At 46.4% G+C, this 23,219-nt stretch carries 26 protein-coding genes; 19 read left to right on the forward strand and 7 right to left on the reverse strand.

Annotated elements, in window-relative coordinates; genetic code table 11:
* Positions 1-9: 9 nt before the first annotated feature.
* The 4 genes from LQZ07_RS05325 (at position 10) to LQZ07_RS05340 (ending at position 3,713) form a co-directional block, all read left to right on the forward strand.
* Entirely contained in the window at positions 10-303 is a 294-nt protein-coding gene (locus tag LQZ07_RS05325; RefSeq protein ID WP_040306938.1) for a cytochrome c, read from the forward strand.
* A 132-nt stretch (positions 304-435) separates the two neighbouring features.
* A complete protein-coding gene (gene dnaB / locus LQZ07_RS05330; RefSeq protein ID WP_016400832.1) occupies positions 436-1,854 on the forward strand; it encodes a replicative DNA helicase in 1,419 nt (472 codons plus the stop codon).
* A 6-nt stretch (positions 1,855-1,860) separates the two neighbouring features.
* Entirely contained in the window at positions 1,861-2,940 is a 1,080-nt protein-coding gene (gene alr, locus LQZ07_RS05335) for an alanine racemase (RefSeq protein WP_152780549.1), read from the forward strand.
* A gap of 167 nt (positions 2,941-3,107) precedes the next feature.
* A complete protein-coding gene (locus tag LQZ07_RS05340) occupies positions 3,108-3,713 on the forward strand; it encodes a peroxiredoxin C (RefSeq protein ID WP_016400834.1) in 606 nt (201 codons plus the stop codon).
* Between the two features lie 68 nt (positions 3,714-3,781).
* On the opposite strand, the gene LQZ07_RS05345 is transcribed toward LQZ07_RS05340, so the two are convergent.
* Complete coding sequence (locus LQZ07_RS05345; RefSeq protein ID WP_016400835.1) at positions 3,782-4,249, reverse strand: chemotaxis protein CheX; 468 nt, start codon at positions 4,247-4,249, stop codon at positions 3,782-3,784.
* A 216-nt stretch (positions 4,250-4,465) separates the two neighbouring features.
* Positions 4,466-5,287 carry a glycosyltransferase family 2 protein gene (locus tag LQZ07_RS05350; protein WP_152780546.1) on the reverse strand — a complete coding sequence of 274 codons (822 nt, stop codon included), beginning with the start codon at positions 5,285-5,287 and terminating at the stop codon, positions 4,466-4,468.
* A 195-nt stretch (positions 5,288-5,482) separates the two neighbouring features.
* On the opposite strand from LQZ07_RS05350, the gene LQZ07_RS05355 reads away from it, so the two are divergent.
* The 5 genes from LQZ07_RS05355 (at position 5,483) to LQZ07_RS05370 (ending at position 9,445) form a co-directional block, all read left to right on the forward strand.
* Complete coding sequence (locus LQZ07_RS05355) at positions 5,483-6,073, forward strand: hypothetical protein (protein ID WP_152780545.1); 591 nt, start codon at positions 5,483-5,485, stop codon at positions 6,071-6,073.
* 519 nt (positions 6,074-6,592) lie between these two features.
* The gene (locus tag LQZ07_RS24550) at positions 6,593-6,994 is read left to right on the forward strand and encodes a RepA family replication protein (protein WP_152780543.1); all 402 of its coding nucleotides are present in this window, start codon (positions 6,593-6,595) and stop codon (positions 6,992-6,994) included.
* Positions 6,995-7,002: 8 nt separating this feature from the next.
* The gene (locus LQZ07_RS24555) at positions 7,003-7,494 is read left to right on the forward strand and encodes a RepA family replication protein (protein ID WP_194164072.1); all 492 of its coding nucleotides are present in this window, start codon (positions 7,003-7,005) and stop codon (positions 7,492-7,494) included.
* Between the two features lie 699 nt (positions 7,495-8,193).
* Positions 8,194-8,517, forward strand: a complete 324-nt coding sequence (locus tag LQZ07_RS05365) for a hypothetical protein (protein WP_152780539.1) — start codon at positions 8,194-8,196, stop codon at positions 8,515-8,517.
* A 118-nt stretch (positions 8,518-8,635) separates the two neighbouring features.
* Positions 8,636-9,445 carry a hypothetical protein gene (locus LQZ07_RS05370; RefSeq protein WP_194164071.1) on the forward strand — a complete coding sequence of 270 codons (810 nt, stop codon included), beginning with the start codon at positions 8,636-8,638 and terminating at the stop codon, positions 9,443-9,445.
* Between the two features lie 71 nt (positions 9,446-9,516).
* Here LQZ07_RS05370 and LQZ07_RS05375 read toward each other — a convergent pair whose 3' ends face one another.
* Positions 9,517-9,762, reverse strand: coding sequence for a hypothetical protein (locus LQZ07_RS05375; protein WP_152780538.1), 246 nt, complete (start codon positions 9,760-9,762; stop codon positions 9,517-9,519).
* Positions 9,763-9,970: 208 nt separating this feature from the next.
* Between LQZ07_RS05375 and pilV the strand changes: the two genes are divergently transcribed.
* From pilV to LQZ07_RS05400, 5 genes are all read left to right on the forward strand, one after another.
* Positions 9,971-12,406: a shufflon system plasmid conjugative transfer pilus tip adhesin PilV gene (gene pilV, locus LQZ07_RS05380; RefSeq protein WP_194164070.1), complete on the forward strand. Its 2,436-nt coding sequence runs from the start codon at positions 9,971-9,973 to the stop codon at positions 12,404-12,406.
* Positions 12,407-12,533: 127 nt separating this feature from the next.
* Complete coding sequence (locus LQZ07_RS05385) at positions 12,534-13,634, forward strand: SVAGG family GlyGly-CTERM protein (protein WP_152780534.1); 1,101 nt, start codon at positions 12,534-12,536, stop codon at positions 13,632-13,634.
* A gap of 33 nt (positions 13,635-13,667) precedes the next feature.
* Positions 13,668-13,907, forward strand: coding sequence for a hypothetical protein (locus LQZ07_RS05390; protein ID WP_152780532.1), 240 nt, complete (start codon positions 13,668-13,670; stop codon positions 13,905-13,907).
* Positions 13,908-13,931: 24 nt separating this feature from the next.
* Complete coding sequence (locus LQZ07_RS05395) at positions 13,932-14,246, forward strand: hypothetical protein (protein ID WP_152780530.1); 315 nt, start codon at positions 13,932-13,934, stop codon at positions 14,244-14,246.
* Positions 14,247-14,255: 9 nt separating this feature from the next.
* Positions 14,256-15,986, forward strand: coding sequence for a conjugal transfer protein TraG N-terminal domain-containing protein (locus LQZ07_RS05400; protein ID WP_152780528.1), 1,731 nt, complete (start codon positions 14,256-14,258; stop codon positions 15,984-15,986).
* Between the two features lie 578 nt (positions 15,987-16,564).
* Here the strand turns inward: LQZ07_RS05400 and LQZ07_RS05405 are convergent.
* Positions 16,565-17,119 (reverse strand): recombinase family protein, encoded by a 555-nt coding sequence (locus LQZ07_RS05405; RefSeq protein WP_152780526.1) that lies wholly within the window; start codon positions 17,117-17,119, stop codon positions 16,565-16,567.
* Positions 17,120-17,458: 339 nt separating this feature from the next.
* Here LQZ07_RS05405 and LQZ07_RS05410 point away from each other — a divergent pair, with 339 nt between their 5' ends.
* The gene (locus LQZ07_RS05410) at positions 17,459-17,950 is read left to right on the forward strand and encodes a hypothetical protein (RefSeq protein ID WP_152780524.1); all 492 of its coding nucleotides are present in this window, start codon (positions 17,459-17,461) and stop codon (positions 17,948-17,950) included.
* 506 nt (positions 17,951-18,456) lie between these two features.
* Here LQZ07_RS05410 and LQZ07_RS05415 read toward each other — a convergent pair.
* Positions 18,457-18,894 (reverse strand): MarR family winged helix-turn-helix transcriptional regulator, encoded by a 438-nt coding sequence (locus tag LQZ07_RS05415; protein WP_152780522.1) that lies wholly within the window; start codon positions 18,892-18,894, stop codon positions 18,457-18,459.
* 89 nt (positions 18,895-18,983) lie between these two features.
* On the opposite strand from LQZ07_RS05415, the gene LQZ07_RS05420 reads away from it, so the two are divergent.
* The 3 genes from LQZ07_RS05420 to LQZ07_RS05430 are packed head-to-tail and all read left to right on the forward strand — an operon-like array spanning position 18,984 to position 20,299.
* The gene (locus tag LQZ07_RS05420; protein ID WP_152780520.1) at positions 18,984-19,421 is read left to right on the forward strand and encodes a hypothetical protein; all 438 of its coding nucleotides are present in this window, start codon (positions 18,984-18,986) and stop codon (positions 19,419-19,421) included.
* Positions 19,422-19,425: 4 nt separating this feature from the next.
* On the forward strand, positions 19,426-19,761 hold the full coding sequence (locus LQZ07_RS05425) for a c-type cytochrome (protein ID WP_152780518.1): 336 nt from the start codon (positions 19,426-19,428) through the stop codon (positions 19,759-19,761).
* A 19-nt stretch (positions 19,762-19,780) separates the two neighbouring features.
* Positions 19,781-20,299 (forward strand): cytochrome b, encoded by a 519-nt coding sequence (locus LQZ07_RS05430; RefSeq protein WP_152780516.1) that lies wholly within the window; start codon positions 19,781-19,783, stop codon positions 20,297-20,299.
* 289 nt (positions 20,300-20,588) lie between these two features.
* Here the strand turns inward: LQZ07_RS05430 and LQZ07_RS05435 are convergent, their stop codons facing one another.
* Positions 20,589-21,602, reverse strand: coding sequence for a linear amide C-N hydrolase (locus tag LQZ07_RS05435; RefSeq protein ID WP_152780514.1), 1,014 nt, complete (start codon positions 21,600-21,602; stop codon positions 20,589-20,591).
* A gap of 143 nt (positions 21,603-21,745) precedes the next feature.
* Between LQZ07_RS05435 and LQZ07_RS05440 the strand changes: the two genes are divergently transcribed.
* Positions 21,746-22,630: a LysR family transcriptional regulator gene (locus LQZ07_RS05440; RefSeq protein WP_152780512.1), complete on the forward strand. Its 885-nt coding sequence runs from the start codon at positions 21,746-21,748 to the stop codon at positions 22,628-22,630.
* Between the two features lie 127 nt (positions 22,631-22,757).
* On the opposite strand, the gene LQZ07_RS05445 is transcribed toward LQZ07_RS05440, so the two are convergent.
* Positions 22,758-23,210: a nuclear transport factor 2 family protein gene (locus LQZ07_RS05445; RefSeq protein WP_152780510.1), complete on the reverse strand. Its 453-nt coding sequence runs from the start codon at positions 23,208-23,210 to the stop codon at positions 22,758-22,760.
* Positions 23,211-23,219 lie beyond the last annotated feature (9 nt).

Below are 23,219 nucleotides of genomic sequence, written 5' to 3' on the forward strand. Positions count from 1 at the left end.
AGGATGAAGATGAACAAATTGATTATTGCGTTGGCATTGTCACTACCATTTGTCGCATCAACCGCAAGCGCGGCTCCAGCTAAAGCGCCATTATGTGCTGCGTGCCACGGAGCTGAAGGAAAGGCTATGATTCCGGGCTACCCGCATTTAGCCGGCCAAAATGAGCAATACCTAGTATCTTCGCTTAAAGCCTATCGTGATAAGCAGCGTAATGGCGGGCAAGCTGTTGTAATGCAGGGCCAAGCGGCTAACTTAACCGACGCCGAAATTGCCGAATTAGCTGCCTACTACGCTAAAATGTAAGCAGCCGTTTTTTGCAATAAGCCAGCCTAGAGCTGGCTTTTTAGTTTCTAAATCTGGGAGAAATGTTACTTGGTGTGGCTGCATAATTCCCGCATAATAGGCGCCAGTAACAAACAACCGCAATGAAAGATTATGGCAGCCAGCGCGCCCTCTCGTAAGTTTAAAGATAAAGATAGAAAGCCTAAAGATTCGCAAATTGATCAGCTTAAAGTGCCTCCACACTCGTTAGAAGCTGAACAGGCAGTATTAGGTGGCCTAATGCTCGACAATAACGCTTGGGACAATGTGTCGGAGCTGGTAGTTGAGCAAGATTTCTATCAACGTGCCCATCAATATACATTTTCCGCCATGCACCGTTTGGCAGAAAGCGGTCAGCCTATCGACTTGGTGACAGTATCGGAAGAACTAGAGCGCCAAGAGCAGTTAGACGATATTGGTGGCTTCGCTTACCTCGGTGAGATCGCTAAAAATACTCCAAGTGCTGCTAATATTCGCGCCTATGCTGAAATAGTTCGCGAGCGAGCGGTAACTCGAGAGCTAATTTCAGTGGCTAATGAAATTGCCGATAGCTGCTATGAGCCGGCTGGACGAAAGAGTAGTGATTTGTTGGACTTTGCCGAGAGCAAAGTATTTAAAATTGCTGAGTCTCGCGCCAATGCCAACGAAGGCCCTAAAGAAGTAAAAGGTTTGCTGGCCGAAACCATTGATAAAATTGAAGAGTTGTACAAAGCGCCTAACGATGGGGTAACCGGTGTATCTACCGGTTTTGCTGACTTAGACAAAAAAACAGCAGGCTTACAAGGTTCCGATCTTATTATTGTTGCTGCTCGTCCATCAATGGGTAAAACCACCTTTGCGATGAACTTATGTGAATACGCAGCAATGACCCAAGATAAACCAGCTCTGATTTTTAGTTTGGAGATGCCCTCTGAGCAAATCATGATGCGTATGTTGGCCTCTCTGGGTCGAATTGATCAAACTAAGATCAGAACCGGCGCCCTAGATGATGACGATTGGGCTCGCTTATCTTCCACTATGGGTTTAATGGCCGAAAAATCGAAGATGTATGTGGATGACTCTTCTGGCTTAACCCCCACCGAAGTTCGCTCTCGTGCTCGCCGTGTTGCGCGAGAAGAAGGCGGGCTTAGCATGATCATGATTGATTACTTGCAGCTGATGCAAGTACCAGGTTTAAGTGAAAACCGGACCTTAGAAATTGCCGAAATTTCCCGCTCGCTTAAATCGCTGGCGAAAGAATTAAACGTACCGGTTGTGGCGCTTTCTCAGCTTAACCGTAGTTTGGAGCAGCGCGCCGATAAACGCCCAGTAAACTCCGACCTACGTGAATCGGGCTCTATTGAGCAGGATGCCGACTTAATTATGTTTATCTATCGTGATGAAGTTTATAACGAAGGAACGGATAACAAAGGCCTTGCCGAAATCATTATTGGTAAGCAGCGTAACGGCCCTATTGGTCGTGTTCCACTTACCTTCCAAGGTCAGTTCTCTCGTTTTGATAACTGGGCTGGCGAATTTTACGACGACGAATAGGTACTAATGGAAATCGCTAACGCGCAAGTTTCGCTATCTGCTTTAAAACATAATTACGCAGTATTAAAGCAACGTGCACCTAGTAGCAAAATTTTAGTTGTTATTAAAGCTAATGCTTATGGCCACGGCATGTTGCAAGTGGCAGAGGCCTTGGCGGAATTAGCAGATGGTTTTGCCGTTGCTCGTTGTAAAGAAGCGATCGCGTTGCGTAAAGCGGGGATTAAATCGCATATCCTAGTGCTAGAAGGTTTTTTTGATGGCGCAGAAGCACAAGAGTTAGCGCAACATCAAGTTGCTACGGTCATTCATAGCGAGCAGCAATTAGAGCTGGTAGAGCTGTTATCATTAAAGCAGCCCTTAGAGACGTGGATTAAGCTCGACACAGGGATGCATCGTTTGGGCTTGTTGCCCGAGCAATTTAAGCATTTATTACCACGAATTCGCAGTTGCCAAAATATTCAGACACCTTTCAAGCTGATAAGTCATTTTGCATGTGCTGATGAGCTTGAACATCCCTTAACACCCCAGCAAATTACATTGTTTAGCGAATTAACCAAAGAGCTTGGCGTTGAATGCTCGTTAGCTAATTCGGCTGGAATTCTTCTTTGGCCAGAGGCTCATGCGCAGTGGAATCGTCCAGGGATTTCCATGTACGGTATTTCTCCTCAAGTGGATAATAACGGTGCGGATTTTGGTTTGATTCCAGCCATGACCTTGCAAACTAACCTTATCGCGGTGCGTGAACATCCAAATGGTGAGTCGGTAGGCTATGGTGCTACTTGGCAAGCAGAACAAGATACTCGGTTAGGCGTAGTTGCTATGGGTTACGGAGATGGTTATCCGCGCAGCGCCCCTAATGGCACGCCGGTGTGGCTTAACGGTCGCTTAGTGCCTATTGTTGGGCGGGTCTCTATGGATATGTTGTGTGTTGACCTTGGCCCAGATTGTAAGGATAAGGTCGGCGACAAAGTAATACTTTGGGGGCCCGAGTTACCCGTTGAGACGATTGCAAAGGCGGTTGGCACTATCGCTTATGAGCTGGTCACTAAGTTGACATCAAGAGTTCGTATAACTTACACAAACTAGTATTTACAAGTTCATCAAATTAGGCTATTAATTGGGTGCTGAATTATTAATCTATATTTTGATAGTTACAGCCTATCGAATTGATTGATTAGATCAATTCGTCAAGTCGACAATTTTGGCGCATTATTTATAGCGAAATTGATAACCTATTTAACAAGGAATACGAAATGAGTGTATTAGTTGGTCGTCCTGCTCCAGACTTTACTGCCGCTGCTGTTCTAGGTAACGGTGAAATTGTTGATGCCTTTACGCTAAGTGAGCACATCAAAGGTAAAGCTGCGGTAGTATTCTTCTACCCACTAGATTTTACTTTTGTTTGTCCTTCTGAGTTGATCGCTTTTGATCACCGTTTCCAAGATTTCCAAGATAAAGGCGTTGAAGTAATCGGTGTATCTATCGATTCTCAGTTCTCTCACAACGCATGGCGTAACACTGCTATTGAAGATGGCGGTATTGGTCAAGTTAAATACCCACTAGTAGCAGACGTTAAACACGAAATCTGTCAGGCTTACGATGTAGAGCATCCAGAAGCTGGTGTTGCTTTCCGTGGTTCTTTCCTAATCGACACTAACGGTGTTGTTCGTCACCAAGTAGTTAATGATCTACCTTTAGGTCGTAACATTGACGAAATGCTACGTATGGTTGACGCATTAAACTTCCACGAGAAGCACGGCGAAGTATGTCCTGCACAATGGGAAGAAGGTAAAGAAGGTATGGACGCAAGCCCTGAAGGTGTTGCTAAGTACTTATCTGCTAACGCTGAAGGCCTATAATAAGCCGTTAGTTAGCTAGAAAGTAAAAAGCCCGCAACTGCGGGCTTTTTTGTATTTGTTACTTAAGGCTAAATATTTTCGAAACAAATCTCGATGGTGGCGTGACCATGAATAGAAGTGAAAGGTATCAATACTTTAGGCCCTTCAGTTTTATGAGTAATGGTATGAGACGGACCTGAAACCACTACCGGGGTCGCCATATCAAAATCGTAGCCATCTTCAGCCAGCAAGCGTTTCGCACCACCAGTCACCATGTTAGTAATTTCGCCAACCATGTCGGTGACTTCTTCATTAATAGATTCTGGCGCTTCACCTAACATGCGGCGCATAATTTCAATAGCCAAGCCTTTATCAAAACTGATTGATAAAGAGCCTTTAGTTTGTGGGCCAACCATACCAATCAGTCCAGAAACATCACCGCGTGCAATTTCATCTTTTTTAAGCCCTGGCTTACCTGGCTTTAGCTCTAGTTGAGCCATGGTTTCGAGCACGTTTAAAAGAGACTTTAGAAAAGGGTTAACAAAATTTACGTCCATAGTGACCGATAACTTCCTACTGTGGGTGATTTTGGTCAAATTTAAATCAAGCGCTTAAACAGGCTGAAGACCAAAGCCACAAAAACTATTGAGAATTATTATAAGAATCGCACGAGATCCGATGAGCTGCAACTATTAGTCATATTTTTAAGAAGTGTTTCACTGAATCGTTGAGACTCAGTTGATATTCTCATTTATATCCTTTTAGCTTTCGGCTCATTTATAATTGTTAGGAATTATCGTCGCGAAAAGCCTAAAAAGATAATAACGAATGCCGCTGGTTCTCCAAGCTGCTAGTTCAAAGGTTCGCTGTAAGTTATTACACAGTGCCCAAGTCCCCCCTTCTTTATATAAATCTCGCCAGTGTTTTTTAAACACCTTTAAGCGTCCGTAAAAAATGTATTGCCAACGACCAGACTCGTTCCCTTGATTTGCTCTGCGAAACCACACCAGTGGTTTCGCAATAAACTTATATCGATGACCTTTGGCAAGCAGTGTGAGAAACAAATCATAGTCTTCTGCGATAACCTGAGAATCGAAGCCCTTAGCCTCGATAAAGTCTTTTCGTTTAACTAGCCAACTCGAAGGAACAATATGCGAGTCTACCAGGCTATCACTCATACTAAGATAAAGTGGTTTAGCGTCGCAGGTTTCGCTGGCTTCACCTTCTTCAGAAAAGATATTGGTGGCGCAGTGACAACCAGAGAGTTCCGGCTCGCTCTCCATAATTTGCTGTTGAAGTGCAAGTTTGTGTTTATCCCAATAATCATCGGCATCTAGAAATGCAATGAACTCACCTTTCGCAGCCTTAACTCCATTGTTTCGTGCTTCAGCTATTCCGAGATTACTGGGGTGATCAACAATAGTCGCCACCGAGCTAAATTGCTCTAGGTATTGTCGGGCTTCCTTGCTTGAACCATCATTCACAATGATTAGTTCTAGCGCTGGCTGAGTTTGTTCGATTACAGAGCTCACAGCTTTAGAAATAAACTGCTGATTATTAAAATATGGGATCACCACCGAGGTTTTGGCTTCCATTCTTTCATCCTTGAAAGTTTCATCACCTTAATCAGGTTTTATACAGTTGTGCTAGTTATTACAAATGCCAGACTACCAGTTAAAGTTAGTTGAGCAAGTGACTTAAGATAAGTTTATCGATGATGCCGGCGTAGAGTTTGAACTAGCACTCTCAACAGACCTTGCCTATTGCATGGTTAAATACAAGGAAGTGAAATGAAGAAATTAATCACTGCAGCTTTGCTTTTCTCTCTTTTTGAAGGCGCTGTTTATGCTGCTGCAGAGATAAACCATGATGAAATGTTTGTGCTCAATTTTGAAGGCCCTGATTATTTGCGAACCATTCGTTATACCGAGCCATTTCGCGACGGCGATGAATGGAATATGGGCTCAGTGGTACATGATAAAACCGTTTACCACAATGGCTGGATAACAGTATTTAATGGCGAACTTGAGTTGCGAAAACAAGCACATGGTAGGGTGTTTGTTTACCCAAATGCTGAGCAGTTGGCGGCTGAAAACTGGACTATATCACTGATTATTCAGCCTGATTTAAGCGGTTCGTTTATTGATAGAAGTGGAGCAGAGGTGTATGAGTTTGTTGGTGAGTTTGCAAGGCTCCCCGAGCCCCAAAAAGATAGCTCTATCAATGGCTATTCTAATTGGCAGCTGGCTTTTAGTATCGTGCCAAAACGTGGCGTGTACTCAGTTAATGGAGAGCAGCGTTGTGAAGGCAAACTTGTAGGCCGTGCAAGCTGGTTAGCCGAGTGGGTTAAAGCTGGCGAATTTCAATTTTTACTCGAATAAGTAAAGCTTAGTTAAGGCAAAGTATTCTCTGACAAGATTGGGCAATACCTACTCAGCCGTAGTATAATTGCTGGCTGAGTTAAGTTAACTCAGGTATTTAGATGCACTTGATAGCGGCTAGCTAAAACAAGCTTGGCTTATGAATATAGTGCTTTGATCTTTTAGCTTTTTATTATTATGTTGATCCCATGACCCAAGTTTCACCCTACCAACCTCATCGCTTTTCTGTTGCCCCAATGCTCGATTGGGGTGATTGTAGGTTTATGTATCTAATTTTATTGAATTAATTTTAGATTGGGGGAGCCTGAAGGGGGTTGTTCCTTAACTCTTTTTGTGTGCTAAGTAGCATTACTTACAAATCTACGACTCGATTCAAAAAACAAAACCCGCTCTAACGGCGCGCCAACGCCTCGCGGGTTTCATCTTTTATTCGAGAGTAGTGTAGCAAAATGCAGCCTTTAGACAAGCCAATCTTGCTCAAATGGCGCTACTTCTCCATTGCGGAGAAGTGGTCCAGACATGAGTAGCCCAAGCAATTCTCACACTGTAATTTCTAAAAGGCGGAGAGGTAATCACAGTACTCGCGTCAAAAACCTCAATCCGACAGGGAAGACATCCGATCGTCTTAGCAAGCGTCCGAAGTTTATACAAGACATAGTTAAAGCATCTCAAACACGTAACATTGCGGTTTCGGATGTGGTTCAGTTTGGTATTGCCCAACTTAAGCTTTACGGGGATCGCAAAAGAGGAATTTATGCAGATTGTGCTAAGGCAATGACCGCGTTAGTTACAGTTTTTTCCGAGCACATCAACATCGTTACTCATCAAGTCGAAATCAGTCTCCGTAATGCGTCAGATATGGCTGGACTAACGACGCAGGCAGAAGGAGGAAACCTTGTATATCTAGAGCGTCAAGAGTAAAAGATCTCTTGGTATTACTTGGCTTGATAAGATTTGTGCGAGAAGAGCAAGTATTCGATGGCGAACTAGGAATGTGGCTCGATTCCTATTATGAAGTTACTCCGCTATTTTTCATGGCCCTCGGCTTTACTACAAAACGAGTAGTGCGTGAGCAAAATAAACGGCTGGCATTCCTAAAAAGCAATGCTCTGGAAGCAGGGAAAAGTGCTGAGGAAGTTGGTCGAATGACTATCTCTCATCTTAAGGACTTGCGTCGTCACGAATGGAGAAAGAGAGCGTTTGAACGCAGAGCGAAAGAGAAAGCAAGAGCCAAATTTCAAAGAATGCTTCACGAAAAAAAACGGAATGAGCAGCGTTCAATTGCGTCCAAGAGGGTGCTTAGTTTCTTAAGTCGAGAGCAGCTTGCTAGCATAAGTAGCCCTGCGGAGTTTCTAGATCTAGTTAACCGCGAGATAGCTTTAATGCGTCAGGTATCTGGCGTGCCAGCCCCGCCTCAATAAATATTCCCTCTAACCATTTTTACTCATCGGGCAATCGTCCGGGCTTTGTCGTTCCTACCTTTCACGAAACGCCTCACTGCAGAGCGTTTGAGTGTGCCTCTACAGAAAAAAACACCCCAAAAGTCTGCTTTTCTTGAAACGACTTGGGCCCGGAGCCATTTATACACAGATAAGTGCAAGGGCAGAATCAAGGTGGGCGCAATAAGGGGCGATTAAAGCGCAAAATTATCTTCTTATTAAAAACAACTAATTACTTATAACGTCCACAGAATTTGTGGACAAAAATGCCCTGTCATTTCCTGCGTAAGCGCAGGGGCTGGATTAAGAAATGTCATCCCATTTCCTAGCTACGCTAGGGGGCTATCAGATTGTGCTGAGAGTCTCGCTTGTCATACGACCGTCAAGCCTCAGCACAATCTGATAGCCCGTAAGCCTGCGGCGCTTGTCGCTTCGCGACGGTTTTCAGGATGGCGAAGTGAAGTTTTGAAACAGTATTTTCGCCGTTCCGTTCATTGCCTTTATTGAATCTAAGGAGCCTTCGTTCAATTCACTCACCATATGACCAGCTGTCATTAATGAGTTAGAGTCCCGTTGAATCCAAATGATAGAGTGCTCATATTGATTGTGTAACATAAATAACAATTGAAAATGTAACAAAATCAAATCACAGTGAATATGTAACGAAAACAGAGGGCTGAGATGACTGAGAAGCAACAGGGGGTGAAGGGTAAAGGTGGGGCTGGAAGAGGTCAGGGCAGACACCATAAATTTGGTAAGGGAGCATCGACGAAGGTTATGCGTATACCTGAAGCATACGTTGAAGAAGTTGAAGCGCTTTTAGCACACCTAGAGGCAACAAAGGAGTTGGCGCGTCATCATGACCCCGCGTTGTCAGACCCACTCTTTATGCGCTCTAGGAGTCAAGACAATGCCCAGTGGCTCTACTTCATCACGCAACCTTTGAAAATGGGAAAACAGACACCTTACATTGAGATTGCAACTAGTACACACCTTGAAGAATGAAACATTCTGATCTGCGCAAGACCAGACCTGTACTTTGCTAAATCAATTTCTTTAGATACGGATTGCTACTTTTTAAATAGTTAGTATAACGACTGGTTTTCTTGTTGGAGCGTTAATTGTGAACTTACCTAAATCAAGTCCTACTGTATTTTGTAAGTTATTTCTTGAGAGGGAGTTAGATTCCTTCAAAGAGGTTGGTATCTGGGGGAGTTATTGGCAGGTCATGCAGAGAATGATTGATAGAGCTGACGAACTCACTACAGCATTCGAAGAGTTAGTTGATAGCTTTGGATATTCTGACAAATTCGAAGGAACTCCCCCTACAAATAGCTACATATGGCTTACGCTCGAACATATTTGGGGCAGTATCGATTATCGCAAGGATGAAGTCGGAAAAGTAAGAAAAGACTTCAATGAACTTAGTAGTGTAAATGAGGAGATTGTTGATTTATCCAATCAACTAGCAGCAGCGCTGAGAAGGCAGCGCGAGTTGTACGAGTATTCCGGGTTTAATCGCGAAAGCTACCAGTCCGTTACTGACGCTATTGTACTCGGGAGCGAAGGTAATTATCTCTTTGAAAGACATTTGGCAGCGAAATTACGTAGTTTGAACGGGCAATACGATTCGAGGTATTGGCCAGACCGAGCTGACGTAGTTGAAGCAATTTGCTCCTTCGAAGCCCTTCAGCCAGCACCTACTCACGGAGAGTTTTCAGAAAGTGTTTTAAGTGGAAGAGCAACAGATATTAAGGACTTTGTAATAGCATTTGATGGAAAGTTTGATGCCTTCAATGATTTGCCAGACGGTTTTCGGTTTAGTAACAAAGCCATGGCAGACCTTATCAATGTAGTTCTAGATATGTCACCGGACAAATTGATTATTGCCGATGCTGTTAGAAACGTTAGAAACAGATACAAATCACGCTGACGCAACGCATTTGAAGCTCGCTTCAAAGCGAACGCCAGTCTGCGGGGACTGGGCCTCTTCGTAGGCTCTTTCTATTTTAGGTTTACCCTCACTTTTTCAAAGCCGATCTCTTTGGCCAGTCTCAGTGCTGCGTCTGCGGTTTTGAACTGGCGTGGCTCTTTGCCACGCTTGGCACAGAGAGCACAGGTGGCTTTGTCATTGCGGGTAAACATCAATAGCCATGAACCATTCCGCATTGGGTAGCTCGCCATCTCGCAGCTTTTCAAACTGCCACTGTCCATCAAAAGCTGAATATCAGCTTGTTCGTATAGGTCCATTTCTTAAATCTGCCCAAAAATAAAAAATTAGTCGCCCAAAAAAGGATTTTTGGGTTATGGTTTAGTATGATCGATTTTACGGTTTTGGGCGACCAAATTAAAGCTCAAATTCGAGGTGGCGCTTTATGCGTCACTGGCTGTTGTGTGGGCATTTAAAACAGCGTAAATCGGTATGTGTGTGGGCAAACAATCGTTAACGAATTACGAAATGGAGAAGTTTTCAATGCATTGGAAGAAGTATGGCGTGGCAACTGTGCTGGCCGCTGCGTTAGCAGGGCCAGGGTTGGCACTGGCTAACAACCAAGCAGTTAACCAAGCGCAACAAACGGCGTATGAGGCACGTCAGGTATCTGTTGATTCCGGGGTGTCCTTATTGGACAACCTGCGCTCAGCAGTGCTGGCCTCTTACATGGTGAACAACAACTGGCCTGTCAGCCCTGCGGCTGTTGTGGCATCCGGGTACACCAGCACCGCTACCTCTGTATGGGGAATGGCGGTAGCGGGTACGGTCACTGGTGGCGGCAACAGCTACACCTTGAGTCTGACCGCACCGACGCTAGAAGTGGCGATGGGTATTTCAGGGCGCCTGGGTGCGCCGTTATCAGGCAATACTGTCAACCTGATAGTGCCTGTCCCTGCTTCGGCCTCCGTCTTGGAGAATGCGGTGAATCGCTTTGCGGTGGTGGGGCGTCCAGAGCTGAACCTGATGCAAACCGCGCTGGATATGAATGATCATAATATCAATAACGTCGATGTGCTGGGTGTGAATACGGTGATAGCGACCACGCTGAACGGTGGTTTGGCCACGCTTGATACTTTGTTGGTTAATACTGCGTTTACGGTGGTGCCGGATGCCGCCTTTAATCGAAACGTCAATGTGGCGCAGAAGTTGACGGCTGGAACGGAAGTGGAAGCGCCAGTGTTTCGGGGAACAACCCTGATCGTTGATGGCGGTACGGTGAATGGTGCATTGGCAGTGGCGTCACTCAATAGCTCTGGGGAGATCATTGCTGCCAAGGTAACAACCCCACAAGTGGTGGCTGATGCGGTGATCGTCAATGGAGCGCTAGCGGCGGACAGTGCAGTGCTGGGCGATACGTCGGTGGCCACACTGATAGCGAACGACACCGACATTAATGGTTTGCTTCGGGTGACTGGTCCTTCTGAATTTGTCAGTGATGCGCTGTTTCGTGGCAATGTCACGGTGAATGGTGCTTTGACCGTTGCAGGGATTACCTCTGCGGCAGATATCCGCGAAGGTGGGGTGCTGCTGCGTGAAAAATATCTGGGGATTAACGCTAAGGCTAAAGATACTGACAAGCTCGATGGCCAAGACTCCACGTTCTATCGTAATGCTGCGAACCTCAATTCTGGCGTGCTGGCAGCGGAACGACTCGCCGGACTGTACGACATCGATATTTCTGGTCGTGCCGCGATTGCCAGTAATGCTGAAAAACTGGGTGGAGTAGAAGCATCAAACTACGCACGCACAAATATTGCGGAAACCTTTGGCTCTAACGTGACGGTGAATGGTCGGATTTATGCCAAAAGTGGGCTGCACGTTCAGGGTGACTGGGTGCGCGTCGATGGCACTAAAGGGATCTACTTCCAGAGCTACGGTGGCGGCTGGCACATGCAGGACACAACGTGGCTGCGTGCATACGGTGGTAAGTCTGTTTATACAACGGGCGTCATTCGTGGTGATGCAGGGCTTCAGGTCGGTAGCGGTGTGGTAGTGGCTGACGGCTCAGGTCGCCTGCGCTACATGAATCAAGATCTGGATGCGCGTTACCTGAAAATCGGCGCGAAGGCGGCTGATGCAAATCTACTGGATGGTATCGATTCGAGTAAGTTTGCGCGCCGGGATACCAACAACACCCTGACGGGGACAAACACCTTTACCCAAACCGTGAATGCTAATGGTGGTATCAAGGTCGATGGCAAATGGATCGCATCGTCGAACGGCACCACTTTGTATGAAAACGGGGTGGCGTTGCCATCGAAGTATCTGGCTAAGTCAGCCAAAGCAGCGGATGCAAATCTACTGGACGGTATCGATTCGAGTCGGTTTGCTCGACGGGATGCGGCCAACACGTTTACACAACCACAAACCTTCAACGCTGGGATCACTACCACCACATTTAATGCCACCAGTGCAGCAACATTGGCCAGCTTGGTTGTAAACAGCACGGCACGCATCAAAGGTACATTGTACGCAGAGAAGGGCATTGAAGTTGGCAGCGCCTACGACGTTAAAGTGGGTTCGATTTCGCTCAAAGATCATGAACGTCGATTGAAAGATCTGGAAATCGCCTCTGGTGGCGGAGGCGGCGGGACCACAACAGTCTTCTCTGGTGAAACCCAAAGCTTCACCCTTCCTTCAGGTTATTCAAGCTTCAAAGCAGATTACAAAGTTGTCAATACAAATGATGGCACTGTAAGAGAGAGTGGCACAACAATTGTGTTTGGCAGATTAACTTCAGCCACGCTAGCAAGTCGTAGAGAGAATGGGTGTTACAGCTCCTATACCGATCTAGTGCTAACTGTTGGAGGCGGGAAACTAACCGGAAACTCAGGTGCATTGACGTCATGTGGTTACATTCCTTATGCAATGAAAATCACCAAGGTCGTCGGTATGAATTAACGATTGAAGGGCGTCACTGTAGGTGGCGCTTTATGCGTCATCTGGGGTTGCTCAGAACCTGAATAACGGTAGCGTTGGAGCTGAAAATGACTCAGCCATCGCTGAAAAGAACAGAGAGAGAAAAAGTATGAAGAAGTTAGTAGTAATGGCGCAAATCGCGCTGGTTCCAATGGCCTTTGCAAACGACATCGATGTGGCGTTTGTGGTTGATCAAGTGGTTGTTGAACAACAGGGGCGCGAGTGGGTTGACCATGAGATTGCGCAGGCGATTAGCCTGTCTAATCAAACGCTGGAGACTGCTGGGATTGAAGAACGTCGCGTTGTGCGTCGTGTTTTCATTGAAGCTGATGGAGCGGTATCGCAAGCTACGCTAGCCTCGCAAGGGGCGTTAGCGGGTATCTGGCAAGCGCGTGAAGAAGCTACGGATCTGAAGTTCACCCACTATGACAACGTAGTTTGGGTAGTACCTCAGTCCGGCAATTGGGATCGTGTTGGCAACGCTGGGTTGAGTTACCCAGAAGACAATATCCCCCACATTGCAGTGGCTTCTGTGGAAGTGGGCGAAAGGCTCAGCCAGCTAATCGCGCATGAACTGGGGCATTTGGATAGTTTGAAGCATGGACACGCCGAGCAGCACTTTGCTGAAACGGGCGAGTACACGCTGATGTATCCACACCTTGCAGAAATGGGTGAGGTCGTGATTACAGCAGACGATATCTCAGATATCCAATATGCTGCGAATCCTGCCGAGGATGATGTCTATGCTTATCTGGGCAGTGTACGTCCTTCTGCTCCAGCTCCGCTGGCCAGCGTGACGATGCAAGTAGACCAGACTCGCGTTGATTTGAATGCGGGAACGGTGGAAGTGGCGCTGGACTTGTCCGAGCCACTGGAGCAAAGCGTCAGTGTGGAGTTCTTCACGCAATCAGGCACCGCGACAGCGGGGGATGATTACGAAGAGAATGTACACCGCGTGGAGTTCTTGCCCCGTCAGACCGATGCCGCCGCATCCGTTCGCCTTTACACGGATGCTCAGCGCTCCGCTGGAGAGGTGTTCAGCATTGGCATTCGCTACGGTGATGCGGTCAGTGCTGAAGGTCAGGTAGAGCTGGCGTTGCCAGTGAACCAGACGCAGGACAACAACAGTGGCGGTGGTTCAACTGGCCCACTGGCCATGATTGGACTGGCGTTGATAGCTCTTTGGCGCAGGAACAAAGAGGGGGTGTAAGCCCCCCTTTTTCTTTAGCACGGAGGCCGTCTGATGAATCCAGCACCTGACTACTTCTCACTTCCCACTTTTTCCGGCTGGGCTGTCTTCGGAACGAAGGCGGATGGCCGGCCGATTTACCTGAACAATTCAGATCTCTCGGAATGCATGAACGCTGACCCCAGACGGGTTGGATTTGATAACCGGGCAATCGCTGAATCGGCACGCAAAGCGGTAGTGCGCAACAAAACAAGGCATTACCAATCGCTGAAGATTATCCCGTTGTATATGTAACGAATTCAAAAGAGGAAATAGCACATGAACAAGAATCTGAAATTGTTCCTGATGATTTTTGCTGGCGTCGCGCTGGCAACCACAATGGCAATAATGGTGGGCATATCTGTCGTCAACCAAGAGAATATGAACTCTCTGGCCGAACTGCTCAGCACCACACAGAAACTGGTTTGGGCGTCACTGGTGGTACAGGGGGCGCTAGTGGCCACGCTGTATTTCATGTGGGAAAGCTGGATTGTTAGCGGGGGCAGCAATGACCCCCATAAAATCTATTTGCGGCTGATCCGCTTCCCTGTCTGCCTTTCGGGGCTGGTTTATATTGGCGTCATGGCGCTGTAAGGGGGCGCTATGGGAGATCTCGCAGTATTCGGTAGCTCTTACTTCGATCTCATGACAGGTGCGCTGGGAGTGTACATGTATTCGCTGGTCTGGGACGTATTCAAGATGAGCGGTCTGGTTTTCTTTGCGTTTTTAGCGGTGATCGCTGAAGCGCTAAAAGAGAACTTTGAAAGCGATGAAATGAACGATGAACCACATCAGCAATTGGGCCGGATTAAGGTTAAATTGGTGGTGATGATTTTTATTCTGCTCTTCGTAGCCACGCCCACATTAACCGTGTCTTCGCTGAAGCTGCGCGTTCCGTCGCGTCAGTGTGAAGTGCTGCCGCAGGTGAATGCCTCTGAAATGGTACTGACCGATGAGCAGTGGCAATACCTAAACAAATACGGCTCGCTGATGCTGTTTGACCGTCTGTTTGATGAGCAGGTCGAACAGAACCCGTACCAAAGCGACCCAGCCAAGCACGTTGCGCACCGCATTTTTGCCGGGTCATTGCTCAACGAGTATGACCGCCTTATGACTAACGGGTATGGCACGGCCATCCCGCCGCGTTATGTGGTGCAGCAGGTCATTTCAAAGGCGCTGGAGAATATGCACGCGGCTGAAAAGCTCGATGGCTTGGGTTTGTCGCTGCAAGGCATGGGGCGCGTGATTAGGGTGCCTATCTGGTGGCACATGATACGCAATTACATGTTAGGCGTTGGGGCGGCAATTCAGGCCGGGATTCCCTGTGATTCTGGCATTCGTGTTGGTAATGCGGAGCTGGAAGGGCGCTTTATTACCAGTGAAACGCTGCGCAGCGACTTCCTCGATTTCTATGAAAAATGCCATTTGCCGACAGCGCAAAAATGGGAAGAGTCCAAGTTGTTGCATAAGCGCGGAGTCATCGATTTGAGCAACATGTTAACCAGTGATGTTGCCGTTCCCGGCAATGATATCTTTCTGAATCAGCCGAGGCTGTATGACGCTATCCGGGCGCGGCGACTGGTCCGGGGATTTGGCACTGTTGAAGGTGAAAGCGGAAATGTGGGGAATGATAGCGCGGTAGGCTCAAGCTTACCGGAAGCGCCAGCGGGTAACGGCTACCCGATGTGTGATGATTGGTGGGTTCATCCTTCGTTTGGCTTGGAGCGTCAGTTAATCACGTACTTCGGACTGGATACCGACCAAGGTCGCAAGGCATTTCAGGAGGTGACACGTAACCGCAGCACGGACGAACGGGTGTTGCTTCAGAACCTGCTGGCTGTGAAGCTGCATGGTGAAAATGTCGCGTCCCAGACAGCGGCGCGTAACATCATGGATAAGATGCAAGGCGCGTATATCGCGTCGCATGAGAAGAGCCAAGAAAGCAGTCATCTGGGCAGTATGCTGTTTGGGGCAGCGGTGGATTTGGGGATCTACAGTGAGTACCTACAGCGTGCAGCGGGGCTGAAGGCGTTGCTGCGAGCAATGCCTGTGGCCACGTCAGTATTAATCATGTTCTTTATGGCGGTGTTACCTATTGGCATGGTGGTTGGGCGCTTCTCTTTGGGGCCAACAATGGGGCTGACGCTTACTTACGTGTCGTTCTATCTCTGGATGCCGTACTTCCGTTTGGTTAAATGGATTGACGATAATTTCGTGGGAATGCTGGGACTGCAATGGGCAGACACTGACAGGCTGATGCTCGACGTCATTATTGGAGCCGGGTATATCGCGATCCCGGTACTGATAACCGGTGTTATCACGGTGGCGGGGTGAAGATATCCAACTTCGATCCGATTGGCGGGGCCACAGTGGGGTCCATTGGTCAGGGTGGTATGAAGACAGCAACCAACCTTGGCAAAGTCGGACTTGGGAAAGCTTCCAAGTTCATGCCTAAAGGCAAATGATTATGTAACAAAAACAATGGCTACGGCTTAGCCCGTGGCTATTTTTTGTGTGGCTGTTTGATGAAAGTTATCCCCAAAATCTGGGGGTAAGAATGTGAATAGAAACCCGTAGACAAAAAGTACAAAAAAAAGGAGTAATTGAGCAAAAAATTTAACCAGTACATAGAGAAGGCTTGTGCAATTCGGCGCGGGTCATAGCTATGGATGATTAACGATGAGTCGAGACTTTATTTTGGGTACGGCGATTATACTGCTGTGTGGTGCGGCTGTTTTTTTTGAACTTCTTAGGCTACTAGGTATTGACCCGACTACGGTCTGGAAAGCAATAGTAACGCTATATCATTTGTCGGGACCACCGTGGAAAGTGTATTTGAAATTGCTGCTAGGTGTCATGTAGCTGCCAGATCATGATAGGTATATACCAATGTACGGGGTGTTATTACCGTATCATGATACAGCAAGCGCACGCTGCACCGTCGAAGGTGACACCCCCGCAGCCTTGGCAGTCTCTCTTATTGATAGGCCGCTTTTACGCAGAGCGCAGATGCGCTCATGCGTATCCTCATTGATGGGGCGGCCTTTAAACTTTCCAGCGGCTTTGGCCTTTGCTATGCCTTCCTGACGCCGTTCCTGAGACAAGGCAAGCTCAAACTGCGCGACAGCACCCAGCATGTTCAGCAACAGCTCGGCCATTGGGGTGTTAGCTTTTGCACTGAAATTCAGGGCTTCTTGGTGAAAGTGAACACCGATCCCTTGGGTGTTCCAGTCGCTGACCAGTTGCTTTAGATCGGTAAGGTTTCTGGCCAGTCGGTCAATGCTGTGAACGTGAATAGTATCGCCTTCGCGTGCGTACTCTTTGAGCCGCTGAAGTTCCGGGCGGTCTGTGGAGCTACCGGAGCAAAAATCGGTAAATACCTTATCCCATTTTTTCTCGCAATCCGCCAGTTGGCGTTGTGGGTTCTGGTCGGTAGTCGAAACGCGAATATAAGCGAGGTCTGCCATGCTGTACTCGTTTAACTCATGAGTCTGTTGCTTTAGTGTGCCGATAATTCAATATCAATTCAAATGAGTACAGATATAACGGTGAAAAGCTGAGCTTGTTTGGGGATACCTAACGAGTACACTAAGAGTAGGTGTGTAAAGGGGAGGTGTGATGATGGAGCTATTATGGTTTTGGTTGGCTGGAGTTGTGTTGACGGTAGCTTCAGTCGGTACGGTTTACGCATTCGGGCCAAGATACCTTGAGCGCCGGAAGCATAAGCGGGAAAGAGAGTTGGAGCAAGCGAGCCGGGCGAAAGTTTGGCGAAACTGCTGATAGTCAAGAGAAGATAAGGAGAAGGTATGAATTTACCTGCCGGATACCGCATTGAGCAAACAGCAATGAGCTGGCGCATTATTTGCGATACAACGTCAGAAACGGCCTATGAGATGCGTGGTGAAGCCATCGCTGCTCCAATGGGAATGGCTAAGCCATTGCTATCTTTATCCGTCTTTCGTTCCACAGATATTAAGCATCAAGCAGCAATTTCAGGGGCGACAGAGTATTTCATCGAGAGAGATATTTTACCGGAACGGGCTATCTCGTTTGCCTGCTATGGTCCCGATTTGAATATCGATTTTGTAAGCCGTCAGTGCGGTTACGCTCTGGCATTCGGTGTGCAGTTGTGGCGCTGGGACCAGATAAGTGGTGATTTGCGCCAGATAACAGAGCATCAAGAGGTGCGGTGTAATAGCGCAAACCTGTGGAGAGAAAAGGTTGAGGTTATCATCTGCGCCCCCAAATACATGCTAAGTGAATTGCTGTCTGCTGGGGAGATAACCAGAGGCGCATAGCTTCATTTTTTCACGCTCCAAGTGCGGCATCTCCCGGCGCTGTGCGCCTCTTGGTCCTCTCTTTATTCGCAAGGAAAAATCTCCAATAAAGATAAAGAGACTCCAGTAGCAGACTGGGCATTATCCCCCTTACTGCTAAGCAACGGGGCGATGGCGTTTTATGCGTCATCTGGGCTTTTCAAGCTGTCAAAGTTTACAGATACTGGCGTTGAACGTTTATCACAGCCATTGCTGTATAGAATGTCTTTGAGACCAAGAGGGTGATTTTTACTAACAAGCCCACACTAACTAAGCCCCACTGTTGGGGCTTTTCTTTAGATTTCTATCAGCGGTGAGCAAGTCGAATACAGGGTTATTCAAACTCACGCACATTATATTGTGCTAGCTCATTTATGCCCCATTATGAGTTTGACCAAGCTAATCAAAGTAGATATTTGAATGCCTAAAATAGCAAGAAAGAATATTCCTACACTGCGATTAAGACACATAGCTCCCCCAGGGGAGGGTTACTTATCAAAATACTTGGCCATTTTTTGGATGGTATTAAACGTAATATCCAACTCTTCTCGTGTAAGTTCTGTCGCCGCTTCCGCTGCCCACAACGCTTGTTTGGTATCGAGCAAATCATAAATACGTTTACCTTCACCGGTCAGAGTGACGTGCTTCGCCCGCTTGTGACTTGGGTTATCAATAAACTTGATTAAACCATCTTTTGCCATTACATCGACAATTCTTTGGCTGGCCTGTCGGCTTTGCCCCATTGCTCGGCCAATTTCCGGTACTGTGATTCGTACATCAGACTTTTCAATTGCCCCCATAATTTTCCAGCGTGCACTGCTTAAACCGAACTCTTCACTCATTCGATCACCTTCGGTGTTGAAGAGGCCGCTTACTTTAAATATCTCCAGTACTATTTTTGTGAAGATTTCGCCGTTAGAACCCATAAAACCATCCCCCACTAAAATTTGACAGCATGTTGTCATTTAACTTAGATTGACAACATGTTGTCAATCATACTCCGTAGGTCAAAAATATGAAACAGATAATCCACCGAGCCGCCGCAATAACGGCAACATTATGTGTTGCTACTTTCTTTAGCAGCACGTTGTTGGTTGAACTGTTTGGCTCGATTGAGGCGATTAGGCAAGTGAAGTCCCTTATCGTTTTTCCAGGTTTGTTTATTTTGGTTCCTGCTATCGCCCTAACGGGAGCTACGGGGTTGTCTTTGGCAAAACAACGCTCAGGACGAATCATTAATAGGAAGAAAAAACGTATGCCTTTCATTGCAATGAATGGTGTTTTCATCCTAATCCCTGCCGCCATTTTCCTTAACCAATGGGCAACTGAAGGATACTTGGATACTCCGTTCTACTTGCTTCAAGCGGCTGAGTTGATAGCTGGCGCAGTTAATCTGGTGCTCATGGCAATGAACATCATCGACGGCAAAAAATTTACGCATAAGAAGAGGTAAGCTCATGAACATCGCAACTCATTTTGGTCGCACAAGCAAAATTATGGCGTTGTCTGCACTGCTGCTCGTTCCTAGTGCTACGGTATTTGCAGATGAAGCGGCATTTAAAAAAGTGTGCAGCTCGTGCCACTCTGGAGGCGTGAAAGGTTGGATGTCTGGTGCACCGAATGTGAAGAAAAAGCAAGAGTGGACTGAATATCATCAACGTCATAATGAAGAGGAGATGAGAGCCATCGTGATTAATGGGTTTAATGACCACAAGGTAAAAGGTGGTTGCAAAAGCTGTTCTGATGACGAGATTAACGAAGCGCTAGACTTCATCTTCGCAAATACTAAATGAGCAGTAACAAGGAGCTAAGATGAAACGCTATTCTCCTGTATTGGTGGTTCTACATTGGGTATTAGCCCTATTTATTATTATGGCTCTGTTTATGGGCTTTGATATTGCGACACTTTCCTATGAACTTGATCTCAAGGTGGATCGTTTAGTCGTCCATGTCATTGCAGGAGCTATCATTGGCTTCGCATTTTTGCTCAGACTAGCTATCAAATGGCAACGACCAAGAAGCGTAGCGAGCCAAACCGACCACTCTTTTGCAGGGAGGTTAGCCAAAGCCTATCATGCAGGGTTATACATTCTGGTGCTGGGTGTGGTCGCTAGCGGTATCGCAATGGCGATTGAAGTTGATTTCCCGAATATTGTGGCGCAAGGGGGCACCATGCCACAGGAGCTTACCTTGCTTGTGTCGAGACAACTGCATGGGCTATTAACCAGACTACTGATGATAGCGGTAATTGTTCATATTCTAGCGGCGCTATACCACCAACTAATACTGAAAGATCGCCTCTTCTCACGTATGTGGTTTGGGAAACGATAGTGTTTTAGAAAAGCAGTACCCCAGAATATCGTTTCATGGGCTTTTTAGATTGTAGTTATATTGACGTTCTAAATAGAACCTATCTAAATTCAAACTTACTTGTGTTACAAAACGATTTAAAGCGGCCGTTCTAAATCGTTTTGCCCCGAAATCACTTAAATCAACGGCTTTAGCAAAAATGATAAAGAACAAGTCAGGTTAGGATAACTCATTTAAAATCACAGAGCTTATTCAGTTGAATCAGCTCTGTGAAATACGGGTAGATCGGTTTCTAGAAACTGTTCCGCTATTACTTCGTAAATGTAATTTCAGTGAATGTTGGCTCTTGCTTGTAGATGTCTTGCGCTGAGTATTCAATAGTACCAAAATCAATCTTATCTAAGTCAACTTTACGGATGTCTGGGTTGTTCACTGTACGGTAGTAGTAATCATTGTTTTCAATGTCTACTACATTGCCGTAACCAATCATTTGCGAGCTAGGAGAAACCCATAACCAGTACATTGTGCTTGGTACAATTTCCATAGCATTTAGGATAGAGAAAGCGCGCCCTAAACCATTGTTCCGCTCGTCGGAATCTGCACCACGGTTTTTGTATTCAGCATTGATTGTAGCTAGGTGAGCGAAGCGGCCATCTGAGCCAGAATCTATTTTATTCCAGATGTCTACTGTCTCATCAGTACGCGCGGTTGCAGCATCAATGTGCTTTTGAGCACTCTTTAATTGCTCTGGGTATTCAGGGTCATTGGTCATTACGCCCACTTCATTTTCGTAGATAGTTGGGTAGCCAGAGCCATCCACATATTCAACGACAATCGCACGCTCTTTATCACGAATGGCGAAGTGCATACCAATTTCCATGTCGTGAGCCACTTTGATTTTTGTGGTTTCTACTTTAGTTTTGTTGAGTAGTTCAACGGCTTCGTCTACTGTTTTGGCGTTTGCTAGCACATGGCCAACGACTTCTAGGTAGTTAATGTCGCCTTTGCCTTCTTCAAGGTATGAAGATTCAATTAGTGCAAGAGATTCAATGTTTACGCCATGTTCGTTCAGACCCGATGAAATCCACTCCGTATCAGCATGGCGCATACCAACGAAACCATACTCACCCGACTTGCCGTTGATTTCGTAGCCACGAGGAACTGTCACGAAGTGCTCGCCCATAAAATCTGGTGCTTCCATTGTACGTGATACGAAGGCATTACCATCGACTTCGAAGGTGGAGTAAGAACAAGCGTTTGCTGTCGCTGCCAAACCCGCAGTGAGTGCCGCTGCCGTTGCTAGAGTTAGTAAAGTCTTTTTCATGGTTGTACCCTCATTTAAATAGTTCAAACAGTGTGTAGTACTGATGTGTTTTGCTGTTGAAACTATTATCACCAACAAAAAGATTTTACGTTAACGATATTAAACATCATAATGATGTCTATAGATGTAGAGAGGTAGTCCAGATGGATTATTCATTAAACCAGTTGCAAGCTTTTGTGGCGACTGTTGAAGAAGGCAGCTTTAAGGCGGCTGCCATTAAACTCAACAAGAGTAGCCAAGTAGTGGCAAGGTTTATCTCCATGATGGAGGACAGTTGCAATGTGTTACTTTTTGAGCGTCGAGTTAGGCAGCTACATCTCACCGAAGAGGGTAAAAAGCTTTATCGTCACGCCAAACGCATGATGCTAGAGAGTGAAAAATTAAACGCGCAGCTTGCTAGTTTTGACAGGCTATTACCCAACACTTTTACGGTTGCTATTGACAGTTACTTGTCGTCTGAAGCTGTCACTCAGTGTTATTTAGAAGTATTGAAAGAGTTTCCGAATATCGATCTCGTCGTTAAAAGTGGTGATACGACGCAAGTTATTGAATGGATGAAGTCCGGTGAAGTGGAGGTCGCTTTAGTTTTTTCTGCCTTAATACAATTCGAGGATGTTCAAGAAATGGTCGCATTCAATTTTTCAACGGCGGAAGTGGCTTCTTCTAAAGTTGTTACTTCTGGTGCGGTATTAACGCAGGAAGAACAGAGTGATATGACACAAATAGTCCCTAAGTTTATCTACGATTTTGGGCATGAAAAACGCTACGTACTCAGTGATAGAACGATCATATGTACAGGATTTGATGAAGTGTTAGCTATGCTGCAAGCGGGTGCCGGATGGGCTAGGGTTCCAAGTTTTAAAGTTAGAAGCTTTTTAGATGCAGGAGTGCTGAATGAATTTTATGCTGAAGGCTCAACGCCAGTAAGTTGGCATGCCATGCTCTATTACCCAAATGAAGATCAGCTAAGTTTAGCGGCGGATGTGTTTATCGAGAGAGTGATGCGGTTGAAGGAAGTCATTGAATGACCTGAATGTCTGACTTTGTGTGAGAGAGCAAACTTTGCTACTAGTTTCGAGAAAATATCATCAAGGCGTGCAGCTGAGCTTCTGCCAACACGCCTATACACTAAAGAACCAACTCATAATCAGCGGTTTATGGAAACGACTGATGAGAATGCAGGTTCATCCATTTCCCATCACGCAATACAAACACAATTGTCATCGAGTACGGTGAAGTTGGCACTAACAGATTGTTGTCGGCGTCATACTGAGTGTATGTCATGTCAGCGGTGTAGAGTGCTGCTGTCTCTGATAGCATCGTCACTTCTTCACGAACCACTTCAATATCTTGGCTGACCACGCCTTCAAACATTGCAGTGAAGGTATCTAAGGTCTCTTGTTTTGACCAAAGAGGCAGGCCTGCCACAAAGTAAGTATGATCGGTTGGAGCATTTTCCCACATACGTTCAAGTTGAGCATTGCGAGCGTGTTCCCACATGTTGTGAGCAGTATCAAACACTTGCTGTTTGGCGTTGCAGGCAACCACCAAGGGTGAACTGACTAGTCCGATGGTAAGCAGTAAGGTAACAATAGATTTAGATTTCATAGGAGAGTC

Source organism: Agarivorans sp. B2Z047, assembly GCF_023373605.1.
GTDB lineage: Bacteria > Pseudomonadota > Gammaproteobacteria > Enterobacterales > Celerinatantimonadaceae > Agarivorans > Agarivorans albus.

Excerpts from the sequence above, each read along its gene's own strand:
- LQZ07_RS05325 (WP_040306938.1), top strand. The coding sequence starts at position 10 with ATGAACAAATTGATTATTGCGTTGGCATTGTCACTACCATTTGTCGCA.
- dnaB (WP_016400832.1), top strand. The coding sequence starts at position 436 with ATGGCAGCCAGCGCGCCCTCTCGTAAGTTTAAAGATAAAGATAGAAAG.
- alr (WP_152780549.1), top strand. The coding sequence starts at position 1,861 with ATGGAAATCGCTAACGCGCAAGTTTCGCTATCTGCTTTAAAACATAAT.
- LQZ07_RS05340 (WP_016400834.1), top strand. The coding sequence starts at position 3,108 with ATGAGTGTATTAGTTGGTCGTCCTGCTCCAGACTTTACTGCCGCTGCT.
- LQZ07_RS05345 (WP_016400835.1), bottom strand. The coding sequence starts at position 4,249 with ATGGACGTAAATTTTGTTAACCCTTTTCTAAAGTCTCTTTTAAACGTG.
- LQZ07_RS05350 (WP_152780546.1), bottom strand. The coding sequence starts at position 5,287 with ATGGAAGCCAAAACCTCGGTGGTGATCCCATATTTTAATAATCAGCAG.
- LQZ07_RS05355 (WP_152780545.1), top strand. The coding sequence starts at position 5,483 with ATGAAGAAATTAATCACTGCAGCTTTGCTTTTCTCTCTTTTTGAAGGC.
- LQZ07_RS24550 (WP_152780543.1), top strand. The coding sequence starts at position 6,593 with ATGAGTAGCCCAAGCAATTCTCACACTGTAATTTCTAAAAGGCGGAGA.
- LQZ07_RS05365 (WP_152780539.1), top strand. The coding sequence starts at position 8,194 with ATGACTGAGAAGCAACAGGGGGTGAAGGGTAAAGGTGGGGCTGGAAGA.
- LQZ07_RS05375 (WP_152780538.1), bottom strand. The coding sequence starts at position 9,762 with ATGGACCTATACGAACAAGCTGATATTCAGCTTTTGATGGACAGTGGC.
- pilV (WP_194164070.1), top strand. The coding sequence starts at position 9,971 with ATGGAGAAGTTTTCAATGCATTGGAAGAAGTATGGCGTGGCAACTGTG.
- LQZ07_RS05385 (WP_152780534.1), top strand. The coding sequence starts at position 12,534 with ATGAAGAAGTTAGTAGTAATGGCGCAAATCGCGCTGGTTCCAATGGCC.
- LQZ07_RS05390 (WP_152780532.1), top strand. The coding sequence starts at position 13,668 with ATGAATCCAGCACCTGACTACTTCTCACTTCCCACTTTTTCCGGCTGG.
- LQZ07_RS05395 (WP_152780530.1), top strand. The coding sequence starts at position 13,932 with ATGAACAAGAATCTGAAATTGTTCCTGATGATTTTTGCTGGCGTCGCG.
- LQZ07_RS05400 (WP_152780528.1), top strand. The coding sequence starts at position 14,256 with ATGGGAGATCTCGCAGTATTCGGTAGCTCTTACTTCGATCTCATGACA.
- LQZ07_RS05405 (WP_152780526.1), bottom strand. The coding sequence starts at position 17,119 with ATGGCAGACCTCGCTTATATTCGCGTTTCGACTACCGACCAGAACCCA.
- LQZ07_RS05410 (WP_152780524.1), top strand. The coding sequence starts at position 17,459 with ATGAATTTACCTGCCGGATACCGCATTGAGCAAACAGCAATGAGCTGG.
- LQZ07_RS05415 (WP_152780522.1), bottom strand. The coding sequence starts at position 18,894 with ATGGGTTCTAACGGCGAAATCTTCACAAAAATAGTACTGGAGATATTT.
- LQZ07_RS05420 (WP_152780520.1), top strand. The coding sequence starts at position 18,984 with ATGAAACAGATAATCCACCGAGCCGCCGCAATAACGGCAACATTATGT.
- LQZ07_RS05425 (WP_152780518.1), top strand. The coding sequence starts at position 19,426 with ATGAACATCGCAACTCATTTTGGTCGCACAAGCAAAATTATGGCGTTG.
- LQZ07_RS05430 (WP_152780516.1), top strand. The coding sequence starts at position 19,781 with ATGAAACGCTATTCTCCTGTATTGGTGGTTCTACATTGGGTATTAGCC.
- LQZ07_RS05435 (WP_152780514.1), bottom strand. The coding sequence starts at position 21,602 with ATGAAAAAGACTTTACTAACTCTAGCAACGGCAGCGGCACTCACTGCG.
- LQZ07_RS05440 (WP_152780512.1), top strand. The coding sequence starts at position 21,746 with ATGGATTATTCATTAAACCAGTTGCAAGCTTTTGTGGCGACTGTTGAA.
- LQZ07_RS05445 (WP_152780510.1), bottom strand. The coding sequence starts at position 23,210 with ATGAAATCTAAATCTATTGTTACCTTACTGCTTACCATCGGACTAGTC.